This is a genomic window from Caulobacter sp. CCUG 60055, assembly GCF_022750545.1.
Lineage (GTDB): Bacteria > Pseudomonadota > Alphaproteobacteria > Caulobacterales > Caulobacteraceae > PUIC01.
In genome coordinates this window covers 422,556-444,827 of record NZ_PUIC01000001.1, presented here as the reverse complement: position 1 = coordinate 444,827, position 22,272 = coordinate 422,556, and the positions used below count along the sequence as shown (strand labels likewise).

Annotated in this window: 24 protein-coding genes and 2 tRNA genes; 23 read left to right on the top strand and 3 right to left on the bottom strand. The window is 69.6% G+C overall.

All coding sequences use genetic code 11. The annotated features are described in order from the left end of the window. From nusB to C5708_RS02040, 4 genes are all read left to right on the top strand, one after another. Complete coding sequence (gene nusB, locus C5708_RS02055) at positions 1-450, top strand: transcription antitermination factor NusB (RefSeq protein WP_242918039.1); 450 nt, start codon at positions 1-3, stop codon at positions 448-450. Then, a complete protein-coding gene (gene thiL, locus C5708_RS02050) occupies positions 437-1,474 on the top strand; it encodes a thiamine-phosphate kinase (RefSeq protein WP_242917306.1) in 1,038 nt (345 codons plus the stop codon). The genes nusB and thiL overlap by 14 nt, the downstream gene beginning before the upstream one ends. A 23-nt stretch (positions 1,475-1,497) precedes the next feature. Next, positions 1,498-1,935 carry a hypothetical protein gene (locus C5708_RS02045; RefSeq protein WP_242917304.1) on the top strand — a complete coding sequence of 146 codons (438 nt, stop codon included), beginning with the start codon at positions 1,498-1,500 and terminating at the stop codon, positions 1,933-1,935. A 179-nt stretch (positions 1,936-2,114) separates the two neighbouring features. Then, on the top strand, positions 2,115-4,232 hold the full coding sequence (locus C5708_RS02040; protein ID WP_242918037.1) for a sodium-translocating pyrophosphatase: 2,118 nt from the start codon (positions 2,115-2,117) through the stop codon (positions 4,230-4,232). 84 nt (positions 4,233-4,316) lie between these two features. Here C5708_RS02040 and bamE read toward each other — a convergent pair whose 3' ends face one another. Beyond that, complete coding sequence (gene bamE / locus C5708_RS02035) at positions 4,317-4,805, bottom strand: outer membrane protein assembly factor BamE (protein WP_242917302.1); 489 nt, start codon at positions 4,803-4,805, stop codon at positions 4,317-4,319. A 156-nt stretch (positions 4,806-4,961) separates the two neighbouring features. Between bamE and C5708_RS02030 the strand changes: the two genes are divergently transcribed. From C5708_RS02030 to C5708_RS02000, 7 genes are all read left to right on the top strand, one after another. Beyond that, positions 4,962-5,462, top strand: a complete 501-nt coding sequence (locus tag C5708_RS02030; protein ID WP_242917300.1) for a ubiquinol-cytochrome C chaperone family protein — start codon at positions 4,962-4,964, stop codon at positions 5,460-5,462. Then, positions 5,459-5,992 (top strand): DUF177 domain-containing protein, encoded by a 534-nt coding sequence (locus C5708_RS02025; protein WP_242917298.1) that lies wholly within the window; start codon positions 5,459-5,461, stop codon positions 5,990-5,992. Before C5708_RS02030 ends, C5708_RS02025 begins: the two co-directional genes overlap by 4 nt. 210 nt (positions 5,993-6,202) lie before the next feature. Beyond that, a complete protein-coding gene (gene plsX, locus C5708_RS02020) occupies positions 6,203-7,285 on the top strand; it encodes a phosphate acyltransferase PlsX (protein WP_347566988.1) in 1,083 nt (360 codons plus the stop codon). Then, positions 7,282-8,262 (top strand): beta-ketoacyl-ACP synthase III, encoded by a 981-nt coding sequence (locus tag C5708_RS02015; protein ID WP_242917296.1) that lies wholly within the window; start codon positions 7,282-7,284, stop codon positions 8,260-8,262. Before plsX ends, C5708_RS02015 begins: the two co-directional genes overlap by 4 nt. 88 nt (positions 8,263-8,350) lie before the next feature. Next, positions 8,351-8,653 carry an integration host factor subunit alpha gene (locus tag C5708_RS02010; protein ID WP_242917294.1) on the top strand — a complete coding sequence of 101 codons (303 nt, stop codon included), beginning with the start codon at positions 8,351-8,353 and terminating at the stop codon, positions 8,651-8,653. Positions 8,654-8,670: 17 nt separating this feature from the next. After that, entirely contained in the window at positions 8,671-9,090 is a 420-nt protein-coding gene (locus C5708_RS02005; RefSeq protein WP_242917292.1) for a MerR family transcriptional regulator, read from the top strand. Between the two features lie 61 nt (positions 9,091-9,151). Next, positions 9,152-9,228 (top strand) — tRNA-Pro (locus C5708_RS02000). A 16-nt stretch (positions 9,229-9,244) separates the two neighbouring features. Here the strand turns inward: C5708_RS02000 and C5708_RS01995 are convergent. Next, the gene (locus C5708_RS01995; protein WP_242917290.1) at positions 9,245-9,442 is read right to left on the bottom strand and encodes a DUF2842 domain-containing protein; all 198 of its coding nucleotides are present in this window, start codon (positions 9,440-9,442) and stop codon (positions 9,245-9,247) included. A 165-nt stretch (positions 9,443-9,607) separates the two neighbouring features. On the opposite strand from C5708_RS01995, the gene C5708_RS01990 reads away from it, so the two are divergent. The 5 genes from C5708_RS01990 to msrB all read left to right on the top strand — a co-directional run bounded on the left by C5708_RS01990 (position 9,608) and on the right by msrB (position 13,377). Beyond that, entirely contained in the window at positions 9,608-10,639 is a 1,032-nt protein-coding gene (locus C5708_RS01990; RefSeq protein WP_242917288.1) for a COX15/CtaA family protein, read from the top strand. A 173-nt stretch (positions 10,640-10,812) separates the two neighbouring features. Then, positions 10,813-11,289 carry a 50S ribosomal protein L13 gene (gene rplM / locus C5708_RS01985; protein WP_242917286.1) on the top strand — a complete coding sequence of 159 codons (477 nt, stop codon included), beginning with the start codon at positions 10,813-10,815 and terminating at the stop codon, positions 11,287-11,289. 3 nt (positions 11,290-11,292) lie between these two features. Beyond that, positions 11,293-11,769, top strand: a complete 477-nt coding sequence (rpsI, locus tag C5708_RS01980) for a 30S ribosomal protein S9 (protein WP_242917285.1) — start codon at positions 11,293-11,295, stop codon at positions 11,767-11,769. Positions 11,770-11,852: 83 nt separating this feature from the next. Next, positions 11,853-12,800, top strand: coding sequence for an N-acetyl-gamma-glutamyl-phosphate reductase (gene argC, locus C5708_RS01975; protein WP_242917283.1), 948 nt, complete (start codon positions 11,853-11,855; stop codon positions 12,798-12,800). A 67-nt stretch (positions 12,801-12,867) separates the two neighbouring features. Next, entirely contained in the window at positions 12,868-13,377 is a 510-nt protein-coding gene (gene msrB, locus C5708_RS01970; RefSeq protein WP_242917281.1) for a peptide-methionine (R)-S-oxide reductase MsrB, read from the top strand. A 4-nt stretch (positions 13,378-13,381) separates the two neighbouring features. On the opposite strand, the gene phaC is transcribed toward msrB, so the two are convergent. Then, a complete protein-coding gene (gene phaC, locus C5708_RS01965) occupies positions 13,382-15,352 on the bottom strand; it encodes a class I poly(R)-hydroxyalkanoic acid synthase (protein ID WP_242917279.1) in 1,971 nt (656 codons plus the stop codon). Positions 15,353-15,455: 103 nt separating this feature from the next. On the opposite strand from phaC, the gene C5708_RS01960 reads away from it, so the two are divergent. The 7 genes from C5708_RS01960 to C5708_RS01930 all read left to right on the top strand — a co-directional run bounded on the left by C5708_RS01960 (position 15,456) and on the right by C5708_RS01930 (position 22,263). After that, positions 15,456-15,917, top strand: a complete 462-nt coding sequence (locus C5708_RS01960; protein WP_242917277.1) for a hypothetical protein — start codon at positions 15,456-15,458, stop codon at positions 15,915-15,917. A gap of 108 nt (positions 15,918-16,025) precedes the next feature. Further along, complete coding sequence (locus C5708_RS01955) at positions 16,026-17,252, top strand: LL-diaminopimelate aminotransferase (RefSeq protein ID WP_242917275.1); 1,227 nt, start codon at positions 16,026-16,028, stop codon at positions 17,250-17,252. Positions 17,253-17,260: 8 nt separating this feature from the next. Then, on the top strand, positions 17,261-18,550 hold the full coding sequence (locus C5708_RS01950; RefSeq protein WP_242917273.1) for a homoserine dehydrogenase: 1,290 nt from the start codon (positions 17,261-17,263) through the stop codon (positions 18,548-18,550). 54 nt (positions 18,551-18,604) lie between these two features. Further along, the gene (gene glpX, locus C5708_RS01945; protein WP_242917271.1) at positions 18,605-19,558 is read left to right on the top strand and encodes a class II fructose-bisphosphatase; all 954 of its coding nucleotides are present in this window, start codon (positions 18,605-18,607) and stop codon (positions 19,556-19,558) included. After that, complete coding sequence (recJ, locus tag C5708_RS01940; protein WP_242917262.1) at positions 19,558-21,360, top strand: single-stranded-DNA-specific exonuclease RecJ; 1,803 nt, start codon at positions 19,558-19,560, stop codon at positions 21,358-21,360. Before glpX ends, recJ begins: the two co-directional genes overlap by 1 nt. A 76-nt stretch (positions 21,361-21,436) precedes the next feature. After that, positions 21,437-21,511: transfer RNA gene (locus C5708_RS01935), tRNA-Glu, on the top strand. A gap of 143 nt (positions 21,512-21,654) precedes the next feature. Further along, positions 21,655-22,263, top strand: a complete 609-nt coding sequence (locus C5708_RS01930) for a cold-shock protein (protein ID WP_242917260.1) — start codon at positions 21,655-21,657, stop codon at positions 22,261-22,263. The last annotated feature ends 9 nt before the right edge of the window (positions 22,264-22,272 follow it).

Genomic DNA, 22,272 nt, shown 5'->3' with positions numbered 1-22,272 from the left:
ATCGCGCCCAAGAAGCGCCAGGCGCGTTCGGTCGCGCGGCTCGCCGCCGTGCAGGCGCTCTACCAGATGGAGGTCTCCGGCGCCGGGGCCGAGATCGTGGTGCGCGAGTTCTCCGACCACAGGTTCGACGGCGACATCGAGGGCCAGCCCCTGGCCGAAGCCGACGAAGCCTTTTTCGGCGAGATCGTCCGCGGCGTCGTCGGCGACCAGGCGACCATCGACAAGGCGATCGCCCGCCGGCTGGCCCAGGGCTGGCGGCTGGAGCGGATCGACGCCACCCTACGCGCCATCTTCCGGGCGGCGACCTTCGAGCTGAGCCGTCGCTCCGACGTGCCGGTCGAGGTGGTGATCGACGAGTATGTCGAGATCGCCAAGTCCTTCTTCGACGGCCCGGAAGCCGGCTTCGTCAACGGCGCCCTCGACGCCATCGCGCGCGATGAGCGGGCCTGACGCCCCTGGCGCGCCGGTCGGCGGAGCCGCCGACGAATTCGAGACGATCGCACGCCTGCTGCGGCCGCTGACCGGCGGCGCGCCGGAGGCGTTGAACCTCGCCGACGACGCGGCGGTCATCCCGTCGCGTCCCGGCTTCGACCTGGTGGTGTCCAAGGACGCCCTGGTCTGCGGGGTTCATTTCCTGCCCGACGACCCGCTGGACCTGGTGGCGCGCAAACTGCTGCGGGTGAACCTGTCGGACCTCGCCGCCAAGGCGGCCGAGCCCTATGGCTACTTCCTCGCCGTCGCCTGGCCTGAAAACACCGGCTGGCCGGAGCGCGAGCGGTTCGCCGCCGGGCTGGCGAAGGACCAGGACCTGTTCGGCCTGCGCCTGTTCGGCGGCGACACGGTGGCCACGCCCGGTCCGTTGACCCTCAGCGTCACCATCATCGGCTGGGTTCCGCAGGGGCGCATGGTTCGCCGCTCCGGCGCCCAGCCCGGCGACCACCTGCTGGTCAGCGGCGAGATCGGCGACGGGGTGCTGGGCCTGCGCGCCGCGCAGGGGCGGCTGGCGGCGATGTCGCCGGCCGAGATCGAGGCCCTGGCCGACCGCTACCGTCTGCCGCGGCCGAGGCTCGGCCTGCGGGCGGCGTTGCTGGGCCATGCCCGCGCCGCGGCGGACGTCTCCGACGGTCTGCTGGCCGACGCCGGCCGCGTCGCCGAGGCCAGCGGCCTCGGGCTCGACCTCGCCCTCGAGCAGGTTCCGTTGTCGGCCGCCGCCGCCGCCTGGGCCGAGCTCCAGTCGGATCGCGCCGCCGCCCTGGCCGCCCTGGCCGCCGGCGGCGACGACTACGAAATCGCTTGCGCGGTCGCCCCGGAAGAAGCGTCGGCCTTTATCGAGGCGGCCCGCGCCGTCGGCGTCCCCGTCGCGCGCGTCGGCGTCTTTCGCCAAGGCCGGGGCGTCGCCGCGTCGTTCGAGGGACGCCCCTTGGCCGTCGACCGGCTGGGCTATCGCCACGGCGCCGGCGACAACGATCGCTAAGGGAATCGCGCTAACTGGCGGGCATGGATCGCCGCGCCTTCCTCGTCCTGGGCCTGTCCGCCGTCGCCGCCTCCGCGCGGGCCGCCGAAGGCCGGCCGGCGACCGAGGAGCACCTGGTCAATCTCGCCCCGGTCGCCTTGCCGGTCGTGGTCGGCGGCCGGGTGGTGAACTACGTCTTCGTCACCGTCCGCATCGACCTCGACGCCAATGTCGACGCCGCCAAGGTCCGCGACAAGGAGCCATACTTCCGCGACGCCCTGGTCCGGGCCGCGCACCGGACGCCGTTCACCCTGGCCTCCGACCACAACCGGATCGACGAGGCCAAGCTCAAGGCCGCCCTCTGGCCTGAGGCGGTGCGGATCGCCGGGCCCGGAGCGGCCAAGGCCGTGGTCGTCGTCAGCCAGCAAGCCCAGCACCGCGTCGCCAATCCGCGCCCCGCCGGACCGCAACCGCCGCGATAACGCCGTTAGGCGGAGTTGCGCGCCTCCCTCAGTTTTGGCACGCTCGCTTCACCCCTGTTGAAGAACGCAATCCTTGCGGTCGTGGGGGCGCACAAGGAGCAGGCTGTCACGCCGCAAGCCGGAACAACCGGCGGCTCCGGGTCTTAGGGATTAAAAGGGGCGCTTCACATATGGGTTTGATTAATCTTTGGTCGGTCCTGGCGGCCGGCTTGCTGGCGGTGCTCTATGGCGTCGTCCAGACCGCGTCCCTGATGCGGAAACCGGCCGGCAGCGAGCGCATGCGCGAGATCGCCGCCGCCATCCAGGAGGGCGCGCAGGCCTATCTGCGCCGCCAATACGCCACCATCGGCGTGGTCGGCCTGGTCATCCTGGTCGCGGTCTACTTCCTCATCGGCAAATGGGCGGCGCTCGGCTTCCTGCTGGGCGCGGTGCTGTCGGGCGCGGCCGGCTTCGCCGGCATGCTGATCTCGGTGCGGGCCAATGTGCGCACCGCCCAGGCCGCCAGCGAGAGCCTGGCCAAGGGGCTGTCCCTGGCCTTCACCTCCGGCGCGGTGACCGGCATGCTGGTCGCCGGCTTCGCCCTGATCGGGGTGGCGGGCTACTACGCCTTCCTCACCGAAGGGCTGGGCCTCGAGGCGACCAGCCGCGACGTGGTCGACGCCCTGGTGGCCCTGGGCTTCGGCGCTTCGCTGATCTCGATCTTCGCCCGGCTGGGCGGCGGCATCTTCACCAAGGGCGCCGACGTCGGCGGCGACATGGTCGGCAAGGTCGAGGCCGGCATCCCCGAGGACGACCCCCGCAACGCCGCCACCATCGCCGACAACGTCGGCGACAACGTCGGCGACTGCGCCGGCATGGCCGCCGACCTGTTCGAGACCTATGCGGTCACGACCGTGGCGACGATGGTGCTCGCCGCCATCTTCTTCCGGGGCGGCGAGGCGGTGTCGACCATGATGCTGCTGCCCCTGGCGATCTGCGGCGTCTGCATCGTCACCTCGATCATCGGCGCGTTCTTCGTCCGTCTCGGCAAGAGCGGCAACATCATGGGGGCCCTCTACCAGGGCCTGATCGTCACCGGCGTGCTGTCCATCGGCGCGGTCTGGTGGGTGATTCACCAGCTGGTCCGGAAGCCCGTCATGGTCGGCGACAAGAGCGTCGACGCCAACGCGCTGTTCTATTGCGGGCTGGTCGGGCTGGCGGTGACGGCGGCGATCGTGATCATCACCGAGTTCTACACCGGCACCAACTTCAACCCGGTCAAGTCCATCGCCAAGGCCTCGGTGTCCGGCCACGGCACCAACGTCATCCAGGGGCTCGCCGTCTCGCTGGAGTCCACGGCCGCGCCGGCGCTGGTCATCATCGTCGGCATCATCCTGACCTACACCTTCGCCGGGCTGTTCGGCGTGGCCATCGCCACCACCACCATGCTGTCCCTGGCCGGGTTCATCGTGGCCCTCGACGCCTTCGGGCCGGTGACCGACAACGCCGGCGGCATCGCCGAGATGGCCGGCCTGCCCAGCGAGGTCCGCGTCTCCACCGACGCGCTGGACGCCGTCGGCAACACCACCAAGGCCGTCACCAAGGGCTACGCCATCGGCTCGGCCGGCCTCGGGGCCCTGGTGCTGTTCGCCGCCTACACCCAGGACCTGCACTACTTCGCGGCCAACGGCGACAAGTTCCCCTTCTTCGCCTCGGTGGGGCAGGTGGCCTTCGACCTGTCCAACCCCTATGTCGTCGTCGGGCTGTTCTTCGGCGGCCTGCTGCCGTTCCTGTTCGGGGGGCTGTCGATGACCGCCGTCGGCCGCGCCGCCGAATCCGTGGTGGCCGAGGTGCGCCGGCAGTTCCGCGAGATCCCCGGCATCATGGAGTTCAAGGCCAAGCCCGAATACGGCAAGGCCGTGGACATCCTGACCAAGGCGGCCATCCGCGAGATGATCATCCCGTCGCTGTTGCCGGTGGCCTCGCCGATCGTGCTGTTCTTCGTGATCAAGGCCATCGCCGGCAAGGCCGAGGCCTTCGCCGCCCTGGGCGCGATGTTGATGGGCGTCATCGTCACCGGCCTGTTCGTGGCCATCTCGATGACCTCCGGCGGCGGCGCCTGGGACAACGCCAAGAAGTTCATCGAGGAGGGCGCCTATGGCGGCAAGGGGTCAGACGCGCACAAGGCGGCGGTCACCGGCGACACCGTCGGCGATCCCTACAAGGACACCGCCGGCCCGGCGGTCAACCCGATGATCAAGATCACCAATATCGTGGCGCTGCTGCTGCTGGCGGTGCTGGCCCACGCCGCCGCCTAGCCGGGCGAGCGGAACTGCAAACGAAGACGCCCCGGACCGCAAGGTCCGGGGCGTTCTCTTTTGGCGTCGCGGCGGGCGAGGGGCCTAGTTGCGGCCCTGGCCCGGACGGTTGCCCGGGTCGTAGTCCTGCGGCAGCAGGCCGCCGCGCCCGATGTTGCCGAGCAGTTGTTCGAGGATGGTCATCTCGCGGCCGCGGGTCGGCGTCTCGCGGCCGTTGAAGGCGACGATCTTGCCGTCCTTCAGGGAATAGGTGTTCACCGACGTCACCTTTTCGCTCTCCTTGTCGAAGGCGATGGCGACGATGTCGCGCTGGCGCACGTGCGGCCGGTAGAACGACACCTTCTCGGTGATCTGTGAAATGTAGAACCAGGTGTTGGGATCGAAGGTCGACACGGTCGACGGCGAGCCCAGCGAGGTCAGGACCGTCGACTTGGTGTCGGCGCCCACCCGCACGTCGGCCGGCTTGGCCTCGATCGCCTGGAAGCCTTCATAGGCGATGGTCGGCGTGCACGCGCTCGTCAGGACGGCTGCGGCTGTCAGAACCGCCATGGAGACGGCGACGCGACGGAACATGGATAGCGATCTCACAAGCGACATTTGGCTAGCCTTTGACCTATCGCCCTAAGGACCTTAGTTCAATGCCCGAAAGGCGGCCGCAATGACGGCGCCAAGCGGCGGAAGTGAGGCGGACCGGTGTTATTGCGGCGATTGTTCAAGGTCCGACCCGCCGTGGAGGCCGGGCGAAAGCTCTATGCGGCGGCGGTCGCCCAGGCGCGGCAGCCCCGATTCTATACCGATTTCGCCGCGCCCGACACGCGCGAGGGCCGCTTCGACCTCTACACCCTGCACGTCGTGCTGCTTGTCCGCCGGCTGAAGGGGGAGGGCGAACAGGCGGCTGAAACGTCGCAGGCCCTGTTCGACGCCTATTTGCGCGGGCTCGACGACGCCTTCCGGGAACTGGGCGCCAGCGACCTGTCGGTGGCCAAGAAGATGAAGAAGCTGGGACAGGCGTTCTACGGCCGGGCCAGGGCCTACGAGGAGGCCTTCGCCGCCCTGCCGGACACGGCGGCGTTGACCCGGCTGATCGGGCGCATCCTTTACGACGACGAAGGGGCCGCCCCGGCGGCCGGGCTCGCCGACTACGCCGGCCGCGCCGTCGCCGGGCTTGGCGAGGCCCCCCTTGAGGCCCTGTTGCAGGGCGAGGTCCATTGGCCGGAGATTTCCGCATGAGCGCGCAACTGTCCCTGTGGCCGCAGCCGGTCCGCCTCGTCGAGGTCGCCCAGTCCGGCCTGCGGCGGACCCTGGCCGCCGACGAGGCGGCGCGGGCGCGAATCGCCAAGGCGTTCGAGCTGGTGTCGCTGGACATGCTGGAGGCCGAGCTCTCCGCGACGCCATGGTTCGACGGGGTGCAGATCGAGGGCCGGTGGCGGGCCAGGGTCGTGCAGACCTGCGGCGTCAGCCTGGAGGACTTCGCGTCGGATCTCGGCGGCGCGTTTCGGGTTCGCCTGGCGCCGCAGGGCAGCGACCTTTTGCCCGACCCGGAGGCCGAAATCCCGCTCGACCTGGAGGCGGACGACCCGCCCGAACTGCTCGAAGGCGATGAGATCGATCTCGGCGGCTACGTGGTCGAGCACCTCGCGCTTGAGATTGACCCTTTCCCCCGCAAGCCCGGGGTTGTATTCGAGCCGCCCGCGGACACCGAAGAGCGCTCGCCCTTCGCTGTGCTGAAACGCTTGACGGACTCGCCTCCGAAGGAGTGATTTGGGCCTGAAACGGGGTCTTTTCTCGCTGCTTGCGCCGTGAGCGGGGGCATGTATCGTCCCGCCGCCTCGGTCGCGACGTCGAGGATCTGACGCGCGGGGATCGGCCGAGACCGCCGACGGCCGCGCTGCAAGGTGCGGATTTGGGGCCGACGGTTCTCGCGAGCCGGCCGAGCCCAGGGACTTTCATCGAGGGGCGCTGGCGCCGACGTGTCCGAAACCACCGTCATTTCGATCGACGCCATGGGCGGCGACCATGGGCCTTCGGTCGTGGTTCCAGGCTTGGCCATCGCCGCCGAGGCCCTGGCCGGGCGGGCGGTGCGCTTCCTGCTGCACGGCGACGAGGACCGCCTGGCCGCCGAGCTGGCGCGGGTCCCATCCCTGAGGGCGATCTGCGAGGTCCGCCACGCCGAGCGCGTGGTGGCCATGGACGAGAAGCCGGCCCAGGCATTGCGCCGGGGCAAGGGCACCAGCCTCTGGAACGCCATCGAGGCCATCCGCGAGGGCCAGGCCGACGCGGCGGTGTCGGCCGGCAACACCGGCGCGCTGATGGCGATGTCCAAGCTGATCCTGCGCATGGCCGCTGACCTGGACCGGCCCGCGATTGTCGCCGGCTGGCCGACCCTGCGCGGCGTCTCCACCGTGCTGGACGTGGGCGCCAACATCGAGTGCGACGCCGAACGGTTGGTCGACTTCGCCATCATGGGCGAGGCCTTCCACCGCGCCGTCCACCGGGTGGAGCGGCCGACGGTCGGCCTGCTGAACGTCGGCTCCGAGGACCAGAAGGGCCATGAGGAGGTGCGCGAGGCGCATCGCCTGCTGCGCGACGGCGGTCTCGACATCGACTATCGCGGCTTCGTCGAGGGCGACGACATCGGCAAGGGGGCGGTCGACGTGGTCGTCACCGACGGCTTCACCGGCAACATCGCCCTGAAGACCGCCGAGGGCACGGCCCGGTTCATCTCCACCCAGATGCGGGCGGCGTTCATGTCGAGCTGGCTGTCCAAGCTCGGGGCGCTGGTGGCGTCCGGCGCGCTGAAGACGCTGCGCGCGCGCCTCGATCCCAGCTCGCTCAACGGCGCCCCGCTGCTCGGGCTGAACGGCGCCGTGGTCAAGAGCCACGGCGGAGCCGACGCCAAGGGGTTCGCCAACGCCGTCAAGGTCGCCGCCGACCTGGCCCAAAGCAACTTCAATTCTGAAATCCACCGCAACCTGCAACAGGTGACGGCGGTGCTCGGGCGCGCCCGCGAGGCCGCCGAAGCCGCGGGCGGGGAGCCGGAGAGCGCCAAGTGACATCAGTTCTGCGTAGCGTGGTTACCGGCGTCGGCGGCTATCTGCCCGACGAGATCGTCACCAACGACGACCTGGCCAAGGTGGTCGACACCAGCGACGCCTGGATCGTCGAGCGGACGGGCATCCGTCAGCGGCATCGCATGGCCGAGGGCCAGACGGTCTCGGACATGGCGGTCGAGGCGGCCCGCAAGGCCCTGGCCGCCGCCGGCCGGACGGCCGCCGAGGTCGACATGATCATCGTGGCCACCACCACGCCCGACCTGACCTTTCCGGCCGTCGCCGCCATCGTCCAGCGCAAGCTGGGCGCGCCGGTCGGCGTGGCCTTCGACGTCCAGGCGGTGTGTTCCGGCTTCGTCTACGCCTTGAGCGTCGCCGACGGCTTCGTGGCGCGCGGCCACTCCAGATGCGCCCTGGTCATCGGCGCCGAAGCCATGACCAAGCTGATGGACTGGACCGACCGCGGCACCTGCGTGCTGTTCGCCGACGGGGCCGGGGCGGTCGTGGTCGAGGCGCGGGAAGGCGAGGGGACCACGGAGGACCAGGGCCTGCTGGGCTTCGCCCTGCGCTGCGACGGGACCAAGCAGGACCTGCTCTATGTCGACGGCGGGCCGTCGACCACCGGCACGGTCGGCCACCTGCGCATGCAGGGCAACCAGGTGTTCCGCCACGCGGTCGTCAACATATCCGAGGCCGTGGTCGCCGCGGCCAAGGCCGCCGGCGTCGAGACCTCCGCGGTCGACTGGTTCATTCCCCACCAGGCCAACCAGCGCATCCTGCTGGGCGTGGCCCACCGTCTGGGCATCGACGAGACCAAGGTGATCTCCACGGTCGCCGAGCACGCCAACACCTCGGCGGCCTCGATTCCCCTGGCCCTGGCCCAGGCGGTCGAGGATGGACGCATTCAGCCCGGCCAGCTGCTGCTGCTCGAGGCGATGGGCGGCGGCCTGACCTGGGGCGCCTGCGTTCTCAGACTCTGAGGCTCTACCGGGAACCCTTTGACTTGGCGCGATAATCGCGGCATTGAGAACGCGGTGGTGTCGCTTAGGCATTTTGGGGGCGTCGTCCATGAAAGGACAAACGCTGACACGCGCGGATCTGTGCGAAGCCGTGCATGAAGAGGTGGGGCTGACGCGGCAGGACTGCGCCGGCCTGGTCGAACGCACCTTGGATCTGGTCGCCGAGGCGCTCGAGAACGGCGCGACGGTGAAGCTGTCGGGATTCGGCGTGTTCCAGGTGCGCGCCAAGCGCGAACGCATGGGGCGCAACCCCAAGACCGGCGAGCCGGCGGCGATCGAGCCGCGACGCGTGATCGGCTTTCGCGCCTCGCAGGTCATGAAGGCGCGCATCGACAGCGCGCTGAGCGAATAGGCGCCAGGGACCGGGCCGTGGCCAAGGGACCCGACGCTTTCCGCACCATCTCCGAGGCGGCGGACGAGCTCGGCGTTCCTCAACACGTGCTGCGTTTCTGGGAGACCAAGTTCTCCTTCATCCGCCCGATGAAGCGGGCCGGCGGCCGGCGTTTCTACCGGCCGCAGGACATCGCCGTGCTGAACGGCGTGCGGGCGCTGCTCTACGAACACGGCTACACCATCAAGGGCGTGCAGCGGCTGCACCGTGAGCACGGCGTCAAGCGGCTGGCCGCCGCCGGGCGCGGGGAAGCGATCGAACCGGCCGATCCCGTCGACGCCGATTCGCCCGCCGCGGGCCGCGATCTGGACCCGGCGGCCCGAATCCGCCTGGAGGCTTCGCTCGACGAACTCCAGGCCGCCAAGGCGCGGCTGGACGAATTGCTGAAGCCTCGCTGAGAGGGAAAATTCCCGATTGCGGCGGTCGGGGCGCCTGCCTATAAGGGCGCTCCTCTCGCGTCGGAGCGTAGCGCAGCCTGGTAGCGCACTTGACTGGGGGTCAAGGGGTCGTGGGTTCGAATCCCGCCGCTCCGACCATTCTCCTGGACTGGCCCTAGCGGCCGCGATCCATCCAGGAGAGGAGAGGCAGAAGCGGCGCTCCCCACGCCACCCCAGCCACGACATAGAACAGCAGCTGCACGGCCTTGTTGCCCGGAAGGTGCGCGGCCAGCGTGGCGGCCAGCCACACATAGGCCGGCAGGAAGATCAGGATCAGCACGCCGCCGATGGCCTTGCGCAGGCGGGGGTTCATGGTCGGACCTCGAACAGGGACAGGCCCGTTCAACTACCGGCCTTCGGCGGGCTTGTCAGCCTTGCGGCGGCGCGTGGGCGGCCGGCGACGTGGACGGATGGTTCGGCAGGGGCTAAATCGGCCTCCTCGCCGGTCGGGCCGGCGCCGTACGGGATCAGCCGCAACATGACGTCGTTCTTGAGATCGGATCGCTCGCGCCCGGTCGCGGTCTGGCTGTTCGCGGTCGCCTTCCTGGTGCTGGCCATGGTCGTCGTCGGCGGCGCCACCCGTCTCACCGGCTCGGGCCTGTCGATCACCGAATGGAAGCCGATCAGCGGCGTCATTCCTCCCCTGTCGCAAGAGGCCTGGGCGGCGGAGTTCCGCAACTACCAGCGCATTCCGCAGTTTCACCTCGTCAATCCCGACATGACCGTCGAGACGTTCAAGACCATCTTCTGGTGGGAGTGGGCGCACCGGCTGCTCGGCCGGCTGGTCGGCTTCGCCTTCGCCGCGCCGTTCGTGGTCTTCCTGGCCCTGCGGCGGATTCCCTCGCGGCTGATCTGGCGTTGCGCCGCCCTGTTCGCGCTGGGCGGGCTCCAGGGCGTCGTCGGCTGGTGGATGGTGGCCAGCGGCCTGGTCGAGCGGGTGACGGTCGCGCCCGAGCGCCTGACCATCCACCTCGGCCTCGCCCTGATCCTGTTCTGCGCCCTGGTGTGGACGGGGCTGGAGGCCTGGAGCGGCAAGGCGCGGGCGACCGCCAAGGGGCCCTGGGCGCCGGCCGCGGCGGCCCTGGCCGTGCTGGTCTATGTCCAGAGCCTGCTGGGCGGCCTGGTCGCCGGCAACGCCGCCGGACAGGTCTACAACGACTGGCCGCTGATGAACGGGGCGCTGTTCCCGGTCGAGTACGCCGGCCGCGGCCTTTGGGGCACCCTGGCCCACAGCCAGGCGGCGGTGCAGTTCAACCACCGGCTGGCCGCCTATCTGCTGTTCGCGGGGGCGCTGGCCTTCACCGTCTGCGCCGTCCGCTCGCGCACGGCGCCGGCGGCGGTCCGCAGCCTGGGCGCGCTGCTCGCCCTGCTGGTGACGCTGCAGGCCGGGCTGGGGATCGCCACCCTGATGACCCACGTTCCGCTGGCCCTCGGCGTCGCGCACCAGTTCGGCGCCACGCTCGTCCTGGCGGCCGCGATGGTCCTGGCCTGGCGCTCGCGGCGGATTTGAGCCAAGAAATGCACGGTATCATAATACCAGTATAAAAATACCTATATAATACAATTAGATGATGGTTTCAGCGCGTCGCAAAGCTTGTTGACGCGCCCGGTTCGCTCCTGTATCAGCGCCACCTCACCGCGGAACGACGCTTCCATGTCGTCCGCCGACAAGGATCATTTTTGATGACGACCAAGATCACGGCTTCGCTGAAGCCGGCGGACGTCGAGAAGAAGTGGATCGTGGTCGACGCCCAGGACGCCGTTGTCGGCCGTCTGGCGTCGTTCATCGCCATGCGTCTTCGCGGCAAGCACCGTCCGGACTACACCCCCCACGTCGACTGCGGCGATTTCGTCGTGGTCATCAACGCGGACAAGGTCAAGTTCACCGGCAAGAAGCTGGCCGACAAGATCTACTACTGGCACACCGGCCACCCGGGCGGCGTCAAGCAACGCACCGCCGGCCAGATCCTCGACGGCCGCTTCCCCGAGCGCGTGCTCGAAAAGGCGGTCGAGCGCATGCTGCCGAAAGAAAGCCCGCTGGCCCGCAAGCAGATGACGCACCTGCGCATCTACAACAGCGCCGAACATCCGCACGAAGCTCAGAACCCGGAAGTCGTCGACTTCAAGGCTCTGAACGCCAAGAACGCCCGGAGCCAATAACCGATGGCCGAATCCCAAGGTCTCGAGGCTCTGCAAAGCCTCTCCTCGAACCCGGCTCCGGAAGCCGTGGTTCGTGAACCGCAAATCGACGCCCAGGGCCGCGCCTACGCGACCGGCAAGCGCAAGAACGCCATCGCCCGCGTCTGGATCAAGCCGGGCAAGGGCCAGATCACCATCAACGGCCGCGACCAGGAAATCTACTTCGCCCGTCCGGTGCTGCGCATGATGATCGCCCAGCCGCTGCAGGTCGCCGACCGCCTCGGCCAGTTCGACGTCGTCGTCACCGTCGAAGGCTCGGGCCTGTCGGGCCAGGCCGGCGCCGTGCGTCACGGCCTCGCCAAGGCGCTGACCTATTACGAGCCGGGCCTGCGCACGGTCCTGAAGCCGCACGGCTTCCTGACCCGCGACAGCCGCGTCGTCGAGCGTAAGAAGTACGGCAAGGCGAAGGCCCGCCGCAGCTTCCAGTTCTCGAAGCGCTAAGTCGCGAGAGCTATTTCGCGAACGAGGGGCGCTTCGGGCAACCGAGGCGCCCTTTCTCTTTTCAACCTGCATCGGAGACGCGCATGACCGCCAAGGTCTTCATCGACGGCGAAGCCGGCACCACGGGCTTGCAGATCCGCGAGCGGCTCGAAGGTCGTCGCGACATCGAACTGCTGTCGATCGACCCGGCGCTGCGCAAGGACGCCGGCGCGCGCGCCGAACGGCTCAACGGCGCCGATGCGGTGATCCTGTGCCTGCCCGACGACGCCGCGCGCGAGGCGGTCTCGCTGATCGAGAACGAGAAGGTGAAGGTCATCGACGCCTCGACCGCCCACCGCACGGCCGACGGCTGGACCTACGGCTTTCCCGAGATGGCGTCCGAACAGCGCGGGCTGATCGCGGCCGCGAGGCGGGTGTCGAACCCGGGCTGCTATTCGACCGGCGCCATCGCCCTCATCCGGCCGCTGGTCGCGGCCGGCGTGCTGCCGCAGGACTATCCGATCTCGATCAACGCCGTGTCGGGCTACAGCGGCGGCGGCAAGGCGATGATCGCCGAGTTCGAAGATCCCGCGGCCGAGACCTATACGACCGCGCCCTACCGCATCTACGCCATGGGCCTGCAACACAAGCACGTGCCCGAGATCCAGGTTCATGGCGGCCTGCTGAGCCGGCCGATCTTCGCGCCGGCGGTCGGCCGCTACGCCCAGGGCATGATCGTCGAACTGCCGCTGCACCTGTCGCTGCTGCTGGGCGCGGCCAGCCTGGAGAGCCTTCATGCGGCCCTGTCCGAGGCCTATGCCGGCGCCCGCTTCGTCGAGGTGGTCGGCCTGGACGAGGGCAAGGCGCTCAAGACCCTGGACCCTGAGGGCCTGAACGGCACCAATCGCATGAAGCTCTATGTTTTCGGCTCGGACACGTCCGGCCAGGCCCGGCTCGTCGCCCTGCTCGACAACCTGGGCAAGGGGGCGTCGGGCGCGGCGGTGCAGAACCTCAACATCATGCTGGGGCTCGACGAGGCCGCCGGGCTCTGAGGGCGTCGGCGGGGGCGAAATCGGCCCCGCCGCGTAACCTTTCCGCCGCTCGTCCGTATATCTGGACATGAGCGCCTCGATCCCCTTCCTGCAACGGCGCGCCGTGCTGCTTGGCGGCGCGGCGCTGGCCCTTCCTGGCGGCCGCGCCCTGGCCGCCGCTCCCGCCGAACAGGCCTACGCCTCGTCTCCGTTCCGCAAGATCGCCGACGCGGAATGGCGACGTCGGCTGCCCGCCGCGTCCTATGGCGTGCTCCGCCACGAGGACACCGAGCGGCCGTTCAGCAGCCCGTTGAACCGCGAGCATCGCCGCGGGGCCTTCGTCTGCCTTGGCTGTGGGCTGCCGTTGTTCCGTTCGGAGTGGAAGTTCGATTCCGGCACGGGCTGGCCCAGCTTCTGGCGCGTGATCGACGGCGCCGTGGGCGAGAAGCGCGACACCCAGCTGTTTGGCGAGGTGCGCACCGAATATCACTGCGCCCGCTGCCTGGGCCACCAGGGGCACGTGTTCGACGACGGCCCCAGGCCGACCGGCCTGCGCTATTGCAACAACGGCGTCGCCCTGACCTTCGTCCCGGCCTGAGGTTTCAGGACTTGATCTTCACATAGGAGCCGGGGGCGTCCTCGATCGGCTTCAGCGGTCCCTTGGCCGGGTCCCGCGCGGCCGTCATGCCGCCGGAACGCTCAGCCAGCCAGGCCGCCCAGTGCGGCCACCACGACCCGGGACTTTCGACGGCCCCGGTCATCCAGTCCTCGACGGAGGCGGGCAGGGCGGGGTTGGTCCAGTGCTGGTACTTGCGCGCGTCCGGATGGTTGATGACGCCGGCGATGTGGCCCGAACCGGCCATGGTGAAGGTGACCGGCCCGCCGAACAGGCGCGCGCCGCGATAGACGCTGCGGTAGGGGGCGATGTGGTCGTCCCGCGACGACTGCACGTAGATCGGGATCTTCACCGCCCCGAGGTCCAGGCGCTCGCCCCCGACGACGAGGTCGCCGGCGGCCAGGCGGTTGTCCTTGTAGAATTCGCGCAGATAGAAAAGGTGCAGGGCCTTGGGCATCCGCGTCTGGTCCGAATTCCAGAACAGCAGGTCGAAGGGCTTGGGCTCCTTGCCCAGAAGGTAGTTGTTGACGAAGAACGACCAGATCAGGTCGTTGCCGCGCAGGGCGTTGAAGGTGTCGGCCATCGACTGGCTGGACAGGAAGCCGCCCTCGGCGTCCATCCGCTGTTCGAGGTCGCGCAGCCAGGCGTCGTCGGTGAACAGTCGCAGGTCGCCCGCCTCGGTGAAATCCTGCTGGGCGGCGAAGAAGGTCGCCGAGGCGATCATCGCATCGCCCCGGGCCGCCATATAGGCCAGGGCGCAGGAGAGCAGCGTGCCGCCGATGCAGTAGCCCACGGTGTTGACCTGCTTCACCCCGGCCTGGCGGCAGGCCGCCTGGCACGCGGCGTAGACGCCCTCGACCATGTAGTCCTCGAAGGTCTTGCCGGCCAGGCGGGCATCGGGATTGACCCAGGAGACGACGAACACCGTGAAGCCCTGGCCGGTCAGCCAGCGGATCATCGAGTTCTCGGGGCGCAGGTCGAGGATGTAGAACTTGTTGATCCACGGCGGGAAGATCAGCAGCGGCGTCTCGTGCACCTGCGGCGTCGACGGCGCGAACTGCAGCAGCTGGATGATGTCGTTCTGGAACACCACCTTGCCCGGCGCGGTGGCGACGTTCTCGCCGACCTCGAATCGCGAGACGTCGGTCTGGCTGATGGCCAATTGGCCGCCGCCCCGTTCGAGATCGGCGGCGAAATTGGTCATGCCGCGCACCAGGCTCTCGCCGCGGCTTTCGCGGATCTCGCGCAGCGCCGCCGGGTTCGACAGCAGGAAGTTTGACGGCGCGAAGGCGTCGGTGAGCATGCGGGTGAAAAACTCCACCCGCCGCTTGGCGACCGGATCGACGCCCTCGACCTCGGCGACCAGGCCGTTCAGCCAGTTCGACGTCAGCAGATAGGACTGCTTCATCACGTCGAACATCGGATTGGACGCCCATTCGGGGTCGTTGAACCGCTTGTCGCCCTTGGCCGGCTCGACCACGGGCTTCGGCGATTCGCCGCCCAGCCGCCGGGCCGCCGCCTGCCACAGGTCCATGTAGCGGGTGAACAGGTCGGCCTGGGCGCGCAGGAGGCGGTCGGGCTGGGCCGCCAGCCGCCCCATCACTTCGGTGAGGGCGGGCGTGACGTGGAAAGGGTCGGCGCTGAGGGCGGCGGGGCGGTCGGCCTGGCGCAGGGCCGCCTCGGCGATGGCACCCTGGGCGGTCATCGCCGCCCGGGCCAGATTGGCGGACATCGCCTCGATCGCCGCCCGCTGTTCGCCGGAGAGCAGGCCGAAGGCGTCGATGAAGTCGCCGGCCGGCGCGGGGCCGGGTTGCGCCTTGGCCTCAGGCGGCGGCTCGGGCGGCGGGGAAGGGGGCGTCGTCTGGGCGGTCTTCCGGGCGCGAGGCGGCTTGGCCGACGGCGCGGGCGGGGTCTTGGAACGAGACTTGGCTCGGGCGCTGGTCGGCAGATCCGTCATCGCTTCCTCCGCAGGCGCTCATATGTCGAGCCCGCCCTTCCTCTTTGCGCGATCATCGCATAAGACCGGAAGAGAATTGAACGGCGAACCTGCGGAATTTTCGATGGCTTGGGCCTCCCTTCAGCGTCTGTCGACGTCGGCCCGGTTGGCGCTCTGCCTGGGCGTCGCCGGATTGACGGGCGGCTGCGTCGATCTGCCCAAGGGGCTGGGGCCGGCGCCGGTCGATCCGACCTCGGCGGTGGCGCAGGACGTGCTGGCCGCGTCCAAGGCCAAGGGGCCGTTCCCGACCTTCCGGCAGATTCCCGCGGTTCCGACCGACGTGCGCCCGGTCACGGCCTGGCGCGCCTCCGTCCTCGCCATGACCGCCGAGAAGGCCGCGCTCGACCGCAACATCGCGGCCACGCCTATCGACCAGACCGACCCAGAGCTGTGGGCCAAGCGCGTGCGCGCCCAGTCGGGCCTCGACGCCGTCGGTCCGGCGCCCGGCGCAAGCTCCGCCGCCGACGCTGAAGCTTTCGCCAAGGCCCTGAGGGAACGAGCTACACCGCCCCCGCCGCCCAAATAAAGCGCGTCGGGGGCGAAAAATGCCTTCGCTCGCGTGGATTTGGCGCCGCAAGGGGGCTATCCATGCGCCGCCAGTCCCTCTTTGGGCCCCGAAAGGGGCGTTTCATCCATGACGCACGATTTCCATCGCATCCGGCGCCTGCCGCCCTACGTCTTCGAACAGGTCAACCGCATCAAGGCGGGGCTGCGCGCCAAGGGCGTCGACATCATCGACTTCGGCATGGGCAATCCGGACATGCCCACGCCCAAGCACATCGTCGACAAGCTGGTCGAGACCGCCCGCGACCCCAAGTCCGGCCGCTATTCCGCCTCCAAGGGCATTCCGGGCCTGCGCAAGGCCATGGCCGGCTATTACGACCGCCGCTACGGCGTGAAGCTGAACCCCGACACCGAGGTCATCGCCACCATGGGGTCGAAGGAGGGCTTCGCCAACCTCGCCCAGGCGATCACCGCCCCCGGCGACGTGGTCATCTGCCCGAACCCGGCCTATCCGATCCACGCCTACGGCTTCATCATGGCCGGCGGCGTGATCCGCCACGTGCCGGCCCTGTCGCCTGAAGACTACCTGTCCGGCATCAGCCGGGCGGTGAAGCACTCGGTGCCGCCGCCCAACGTGCTGATCGTCAGCTATCCGTCCAATCCGACGGCCCAGTGGGTAGACCTGGAATTCTACAAGGACGTGGTCGCCCTGGCGAAGAAGCACGACCTCCTCGTGCTGTCCGACGTCGCCTATTCCGAGATCTATTTCGACGACAACCCGCCGCCGTCCATCCTTCAGGTCGACGGGGCCAAGGACATCGCGGTCGAGGTCAATTCGCTGTCGAAGACCTACGCCATGGCCGGATGGCGCGTCGGCATGGTGGTCGGCAACGAGCGGATGTGCGCGGCCCTGGCCAGGGTGAAGTCCTATCTCGACTACGGCGCCTTCACGCCGATCCAGGTAGCCGCCGCCACGGCGCTCAACGGGCCGCAGGACTGCGTCGACGAGATCCGCGGCATCTACAAGGCCCGTCGCGACACCCTGGTCTCGTCGATGAAGCGCGCGGGCTGGGACATCCCGGCGCCGCCGGCCTCGATGTTCGCCTGGGCGCCGATCCCGGAACAGTACCGCGAAGCCGGCTCGATGCTGTTCGCCAAGCTGCTGGTCGAGGAGGCCGGCGTCGCCGTGGCGCCCGGCCTGGGCTTTGGCGAGTATGGCGAGGGCTATGTCCGCATCGGCCTGGTCGAGAACGAGCAGCGCATCCGTCAGGCGGCGCGCAACGTGAAGAAATTCCTCGACCAGTCGGGGCAGATCCTCAGCCGCGTGCGGGACCAGGTCCCGACGGCTGCGCAATAGGGGCGGTGATGGCGAAGGATGTATGGCGCGTCGGCGTCGCCGGGCTCGGCACGGTGGGGACCGGCCTCCTGAAGTTCCTGGCCGAGCGGCCCGGCTTCGCGCCGGCCGGCGGCAAGGTCGAGATCGGGGGCGTCTCGGCGCGCTCGCGCTCGCGCCCGCGTGAGATCGACATCTCGCCCTATCCCTGGTTCGACGACCCGGTGGCCCTGGCCGCCTCGCCGGACATCGACCTGTTTGTAGAGCTGATCGGCGGCTCCGACGGGCCGGCCAAGGCCGCCGTCGAGGCGGCGCTGGCCCTGGGCAAGCCCGTGGTCACCGCCAACAAGGCGCTGATCGCCGAGCATGGAACCGAGCTGGCGCGCCTGGCCGAGGCCAAGGGCGCGCCGCTGCTGTTCGAGGCGGCGGTGATGGGCGGCACGCCGGCGGTGAAGATGCTGCGCGAAGCCATGGTCGGCGACGACGTCGTCGGCGTCGCCGGCATTCTCAACGGCACCTGCAACTACATCCTGACCGAGATGGAGGCCGCCGGCCGCACCTTCGCCGACGTGCTGGGCGAGGCGCAGCGGCTGGGCTACGCCGAGGCGGACCCGACCATGGACGTCGGCGGCTTCGACGCCGCGCACAAGATCACCATCCTGGCCGCGCTGGCCTTCGGCTGCGCCCCGAACTACGCCGCCGCCGAGATCGAGGGCGTCGATCAGGTCGACCTCCTGGACATCAAGCTGGCCGGCGACCTCGGCTATCGCATCCGGCTCACCGCCTCGGCGGTCAAGACCGCCGACGGCGTCTCGGTCAGCGTGCACCCGGCGCTGGCCCCCAAGAGCCATCCCCTGGCCCAGACCACGGGCGCGCTCAACGCCCTGTTCATCGAGGGGCGGCGCATCGGGCGCATCTTCATCCAGGGCCCCGGAGCCGGGGCCGGGCCGACGGCGGCGGCCGTGGCGGCCGACATCGCCGACGTGATGACCGGGGCGGTGCGGCCGGTGTTCCAGGCCCCCGCCGGCACGCTCGAGCCGTTCGTCGCCGTCGATCCCAGCCGCGCCGTCGGCAAGGCCTATCTGCGCCTGCTGGTCAAGGATCAGCCAGGGGTGATCGCCGCCGTGTCCGAAACCCTCGCCGAAACCGGCGTCTCGATCGACAGCTTCCTGCAAAAGCCGGTTGAGGATGCAGGCGGGGTGCCGATCGTGCTAACCACCCACGCAACACCGGAGTCCGTGCTTCTGGACGCCGTCGAACGCATCGCCGCCTTGCCCGCCGTCATCGAGCGGCCGCGGATGCTGCGGATCGCCCGCGTCTGAACCCTGGGCCCTGACCCCTGACGATGCGCCCTGAACGGGCTGGAGACGCCATATATGAGTTCTGAGATCCTCGATCGCGGCCTGGTCCTCGACGCCGTCCGCGTGACGGAGGCCGCCGCCGTCGCCAGCTGGACGATGGTGGGCCGGGGCGATGAGAAGGCCGCCGACCAGGCCGCCGTCGACGCCATGCGCACCGCCCTCAACGAACTGGCCATAGACGGCGAGATCGTCATCGGCGAGGGCGAGCGCGACGAGGCGCCGATGCTTTATATCGGCGAGAAGGTCGGCCAGGGCCGCGGTCCGGCGATCGACATCGCCCTCGACCCGCTGGAAGGCACCACCCTGACCGCCAAGGCCATGGCCAACGCCCTGGCGGTGATGGCCTGGGCGCCCAAGGGCACGCTGCTCAACGCGCCCGACACCTATATGGACAAGATCGCCTGCGGCCCTGGCTATCCGGCCGGGATCATCGATCTGGACGCCAAGCCCGCCGACAACGTCCGGGCCCTGGCCAAGGCCAAGGGCGTCGAGCCGTCGGAGATCACCGTCTGCGTCATGGACCGGCCGCGTCACGCCGAAATCATCGCCAACCTGCGGGCCGTGGGCGCCCGCGTCTACCTGATCACCGACGGCGACGTCGCCGGCGTGATCCACACCGCCGATCCGGCCACCGGCATCGACCTCTATGTCGGCCAGGGCGGCGCGCCGGAGGGCGTGCTGGCCTGCGCCGCGCTCAAGTGCGTCGGCGGCCAGTTCCAGGGCCGTCTGGTGTTCCGCAACAACGACGAGCGCGCCCGCGCCGAACGCTGGGGCATCACCGACCTCGACAAGAAGTACGACCTCGACGACATCATCCGCGCCGACGCCATCTTCGCGGCCACCGGTGTGACCAAGGGCGCGCTGCTTGACGGCGTCAGCTACAAGAACGGGTTCGTGCACACCCACAGCCTGGTGATGAATTCGGCCACCCGCACGGTGCGCGAAGTGCGGATGAAGCGGCCGGTCTGATGACCGGCCCGGCGGCGCCCGAGCCGTTCCTCGGGGTCACGCGGTCGCTCAGCGGCCGGGTCTGGCGCGAGCGCCCGGCCGACCCCGCAGTGGCGCGCAGCCACGCCCTGCGCCTGGGGCTTTCCGAGCCCCTGGCGAGGGCCCTGGCGGCGCGCGGCGTCGACGAGGCCGCCGCCGACGACTATCTGACGCCGACGCTCAAGGCCCTGTTTCCGGACCCGTCGGCCTTCACCGACATGGACCGGGCCGCCGAAATCCTGGTCGACGCCCTGCAGCGCGACCGCCCGATGGTGGTGTTCGCCGACTACGACGTCGACGGCGCCTCCAGCGCCGCCCAGCTCGTGCGCTGGTTCCGCGCCATGGGCAAGGCGCTGCCGATCTATGTTCCCGACCGGCTGACCGAGGGCTATGGCCCCAGCCCGACCGCCTTCCGCCATATCCGTGAGCAGGGCGCCGACCTCGTGGTCACGGTCGACTGCGGGGCGGCGGCCTATGACGCCGTCAACGCCGCCGCCGAGATCGGCCTGGAGGTGGTGGTGATCGACCACCACCTGATGCGCGAGGACCCGCCGCGCGCCGCCGCCGTGGTCAATCCCAACCGTCCGGGCTGCCGGTCGGGGCAAGGCGTCCTCGCCGCCGCCGGGGTGACTTTCGTGCTGCTGGCCGCGCTCAATCGTGAAGCGCGCCGCAGGGGCCTGTTCGAGGCGCGCGCCGAGCCCGACCTGCGGCAGTGGCTCGACCTGGCCGCCCTCGGGGCGATCTGCGACGTCACCCAGCTCGTCGGCTTCAACCGGGCGCTCACCGCCCAGGGGCTGAAGGTGATGTCGGCCTGGCGCAATCCAGGCCTCAAGGCCCTGCTCGACGTGGCCCAGTCGTCGGGACCGGCCAGCGCCTTCCACGCCGGGTTCATTCTCGGCCCCCGGATCAACGCCGGCGGCCGCATCGGGCGCGCCGACCTGGGCGCGCGGCTGTTGTCCACCGACGACGCGCAGGAGGCGGCCGAGATCGCCGGCCAGCTCGACGCGCTGAACGCCGAGCGCAAGGAGGTCGAGCGCGAGGTCGTCGAGGCCGCGGCGGCGATGATCGAGCGCGGCTCGAATCTCGATCCCGACCTGCCGGCCCTCGTGGTGGCGGGGGAGGGGTGGCACCCTGGCGTCATCGGCATCGTCGCCGGCCGGCTGCGCGAACGCTATCGCAAGCCGGTGATCGTCATCGGCGTCGATTCGGCCGCCGGCGTCGCTAAGGGGTCGGGACGCTCGCAGCCCGGCGTCAATCTCGGCCGGGCGGTGCAGGCCGCCTACGAGGCCGGGCATCTGCTCGCCGGCGGCGGGCACGCCATGGCGGCGGGCCTGACCATGCGCCCCGAGGCCATACCGGCTTTCCGGGCCTTCATCGAGGAGCGGCTCGCCGAGGAAAGCGCGGCGGCGGCCGAGCTGGACGCGGTGGAGATCGACGCCCTGGTGACGCCGGCCGGCGCGAACCGGGGGCTTTACGAGGATTTCCAGCGGCTGACGCCGTTCGGGCCGGGCAACCCCGAACCGGTGTTCGCCCTGGCCGATGTCCGCGTCGAGCAGGCCAGCGCCCTGCGCGGCGGCCACATCCGTTGTCAGCTGACCAGCGCCGGCGGGCGCATCCGCGCCGTCGCCTGGCGGGCGGGCGAGACCGAACTGGGCCGCGCCCTGCTGGCGGCTCCCGGCGCGCTGCACGTGGTCGGGAAACTGAAAGCCGACGACTGGCAGGGCCGCAACGGCGTGCAGTTCGAGATCGAGGACGCCGCCGATCCCAGAATGCGCTCGATCTGAAATCGTCTGTGGACAGTTCCAGAGGGGGGTTGCGCACCCCGGCCGACGCGGCTATATCGCCCTTCCTCGCCGCTGCGGTCCCTTCGTCTATCGGTTAGGACGTCAGATTTTCAATCTGAAGAGAGGGGTTCGACTCCCCTAGGGACTGCCATCGGCCTGCAAGCCTGCGACAACTTAGCGCGCGGCGATGCAGCCTATACGCGTAAAATCGGCGTTGACGCACCCTCCGTTCCAAGAACAGTGTTATGCTGTGTTGCCCGCCTCTAAGGTTTTCGGGCGGGCCAGAGGGGCTGCATGTCTGGTTTCGATTACAATGGGGCGGATGCGCACGAAGAGGCGGTGCGCATCAGCGGGCGGGTCAAATGGTTTGATGCCGGGAAGGGGTACGGTTTCATCGTGCCTGACGATCCCGGTCAGACCGGACTTAAGGATGTTCTTCTTCACGTCACCAGTCTGCGACAGTGCGGACACGAGAGCGCGCTTGAGGGCTCCTCCATCGTCTGCGACGTGATCCGAAGGCCTAAGGGCTGGCAGGTCGCCGAAGTGGTCGAACTGGACGAGACCGCCGCGCCGCCGGCTTCCGAGCGACCGCAACGACATTTCGAGCGCGACGGCGGCCGGCGCGACAGTTACGAGCCGCGCAGTTTCCGCAGCCCGACCGACCGCGGACGCCGTCCGGCCCTGGCCGCGGAAGGTCCGCTGGAGCGGGCCAAGGTCAAGTGGTTCAATCGCACCAAGGGCTACGGTTTCGTGGTGCGCGACAGCCAGCCCGGCGATATCTTCGTGCACATCGAGACCTTGCGCCGCAGCGGGCTGGACGACCTCCAGCCTGGCGACGACGTGATGGTCCGTTTCGCCGAGGGGCCGAAGGGTCTGGTGGTCGCCGAGATCAGCCCGACCTGACGCCTCCCC

Coding starts and splice junctions, on each gene's coding strand:
- C5708_RS02045 (WP_242917304.1), top strand. CDS start 1,498: ATGGATCGCCGCGCCTTCCTCGTCCTGGGCCTGTCCGCCGTCGCCGCC.
- bamE (WP_242917302.1), bottom strand. CDS start 4,805: ATGTTCCGTCGCGTCGCCGTCTCCATGGCGGTTCTGACAGCCGCAGCC.
- C5708_RS02010 (WP_242917294.1), top strand. CDS start 8,351: ATGAAAGGACAAACGCTGACACGCGCGGATCTGTGCGAAGCCGTGCAT.
- C5708_RS02025 (WP_242917298.1), top strand. CDS start 5,459: ATGAGCGCGCAACTGTCCCTGTGGCCGCAGCCGGTCCGCCTCGTCGAG.
- msrB (WP_242917281.1), top strand. CDS start 12,868: ATGAGCGCCTCGATCCCCTTCCTGCAACGGCGCGCCGTGCTGCTTGGC.
- C5708_RS01995 (WP_242917290.1), bottom strand. CDS start 9,442: ATGAACCCCCGCCTGCGCAAGGCCATCGGCGGCGTGCTGATCCTGATC.
- rpsI (WP_242917285.1), top strand. CDS start 11,293: ATGGCCGAATCCCAAGGTCTCGAGGCTCTGCAAAGCCTCTCCTCGAAC.
- phaC (WP_242917279.1), bottom strand. CDS start 15,352: ATGACGGATCTGCCGACCAGCGCCCGAGCCAAGTCTCGTTCCAAGACC.
- C5708_RS01955 (WP_242917275.1), top strand. CDS start 16,026: ATGACGCACGATTTCCATCGCATCCGGCGCCTGCCGCCCTACGTCTTC.
- recJ (WP_242917262.1), top strand. CDS start 19,558: ATGACCGGCCCGGCGGCGCCCGAGCCGTTCCTCGGGGTCACGCGGTCG.
- C5708_RS01990 (WP_242917288.1), top strand. CDS start 9,608: ATGACGTCGTTCTTGAGATCGGATCGCTCGCGCCCGGTCGCGGTCTGG.
- C5708_RS01930 (WP_242917260.1), top strand. CDS start 21,655: ATGTCTGGTTTCGATTACAATGGGGCGGATGCGCACGAAGAGGCGGTG.
- rplM (WP_242917286.1), top strand. CDS start 10,813: ATGACGACCAAGATCACGGCTTCGCTGAAGCCGGCGGACGTCGAGAAG.
- C5708_RS01950 (WP_242917273.1), top strand. CDS start 17,261: ATGGCGAAGGATGTATGGCGCGTCGGCGTCGCCGGGCTCGGCACGGTG.
- thiL (WP_242917306.1), top strand. CDS start 437: ATGAGCGGGCCTGACGCCCCTGGCGCGCCGGTCGGCGGAGCCGCCGAC.
- C5708_RS01960 (WP_242917277.1), top strand. CDS start 15,456: ATGGCTTGGGCCTCCCTTCAGCGTCTGTCGACGTCGGCCCGGTTGGCG.
- argC (WP_242917283.1), top strand. CDS start 11,853: ATGACCGCCAAGGTCTTCATCGACGGCGAAGCCGGCACCACGGGCTTG.
- glpX (WP_242917271.1), top strand. CDS start 18,605: ATGAGTTCTGAGATCCTCGATCGCGGCCTGGTCCTCGACGCCGTCCGC.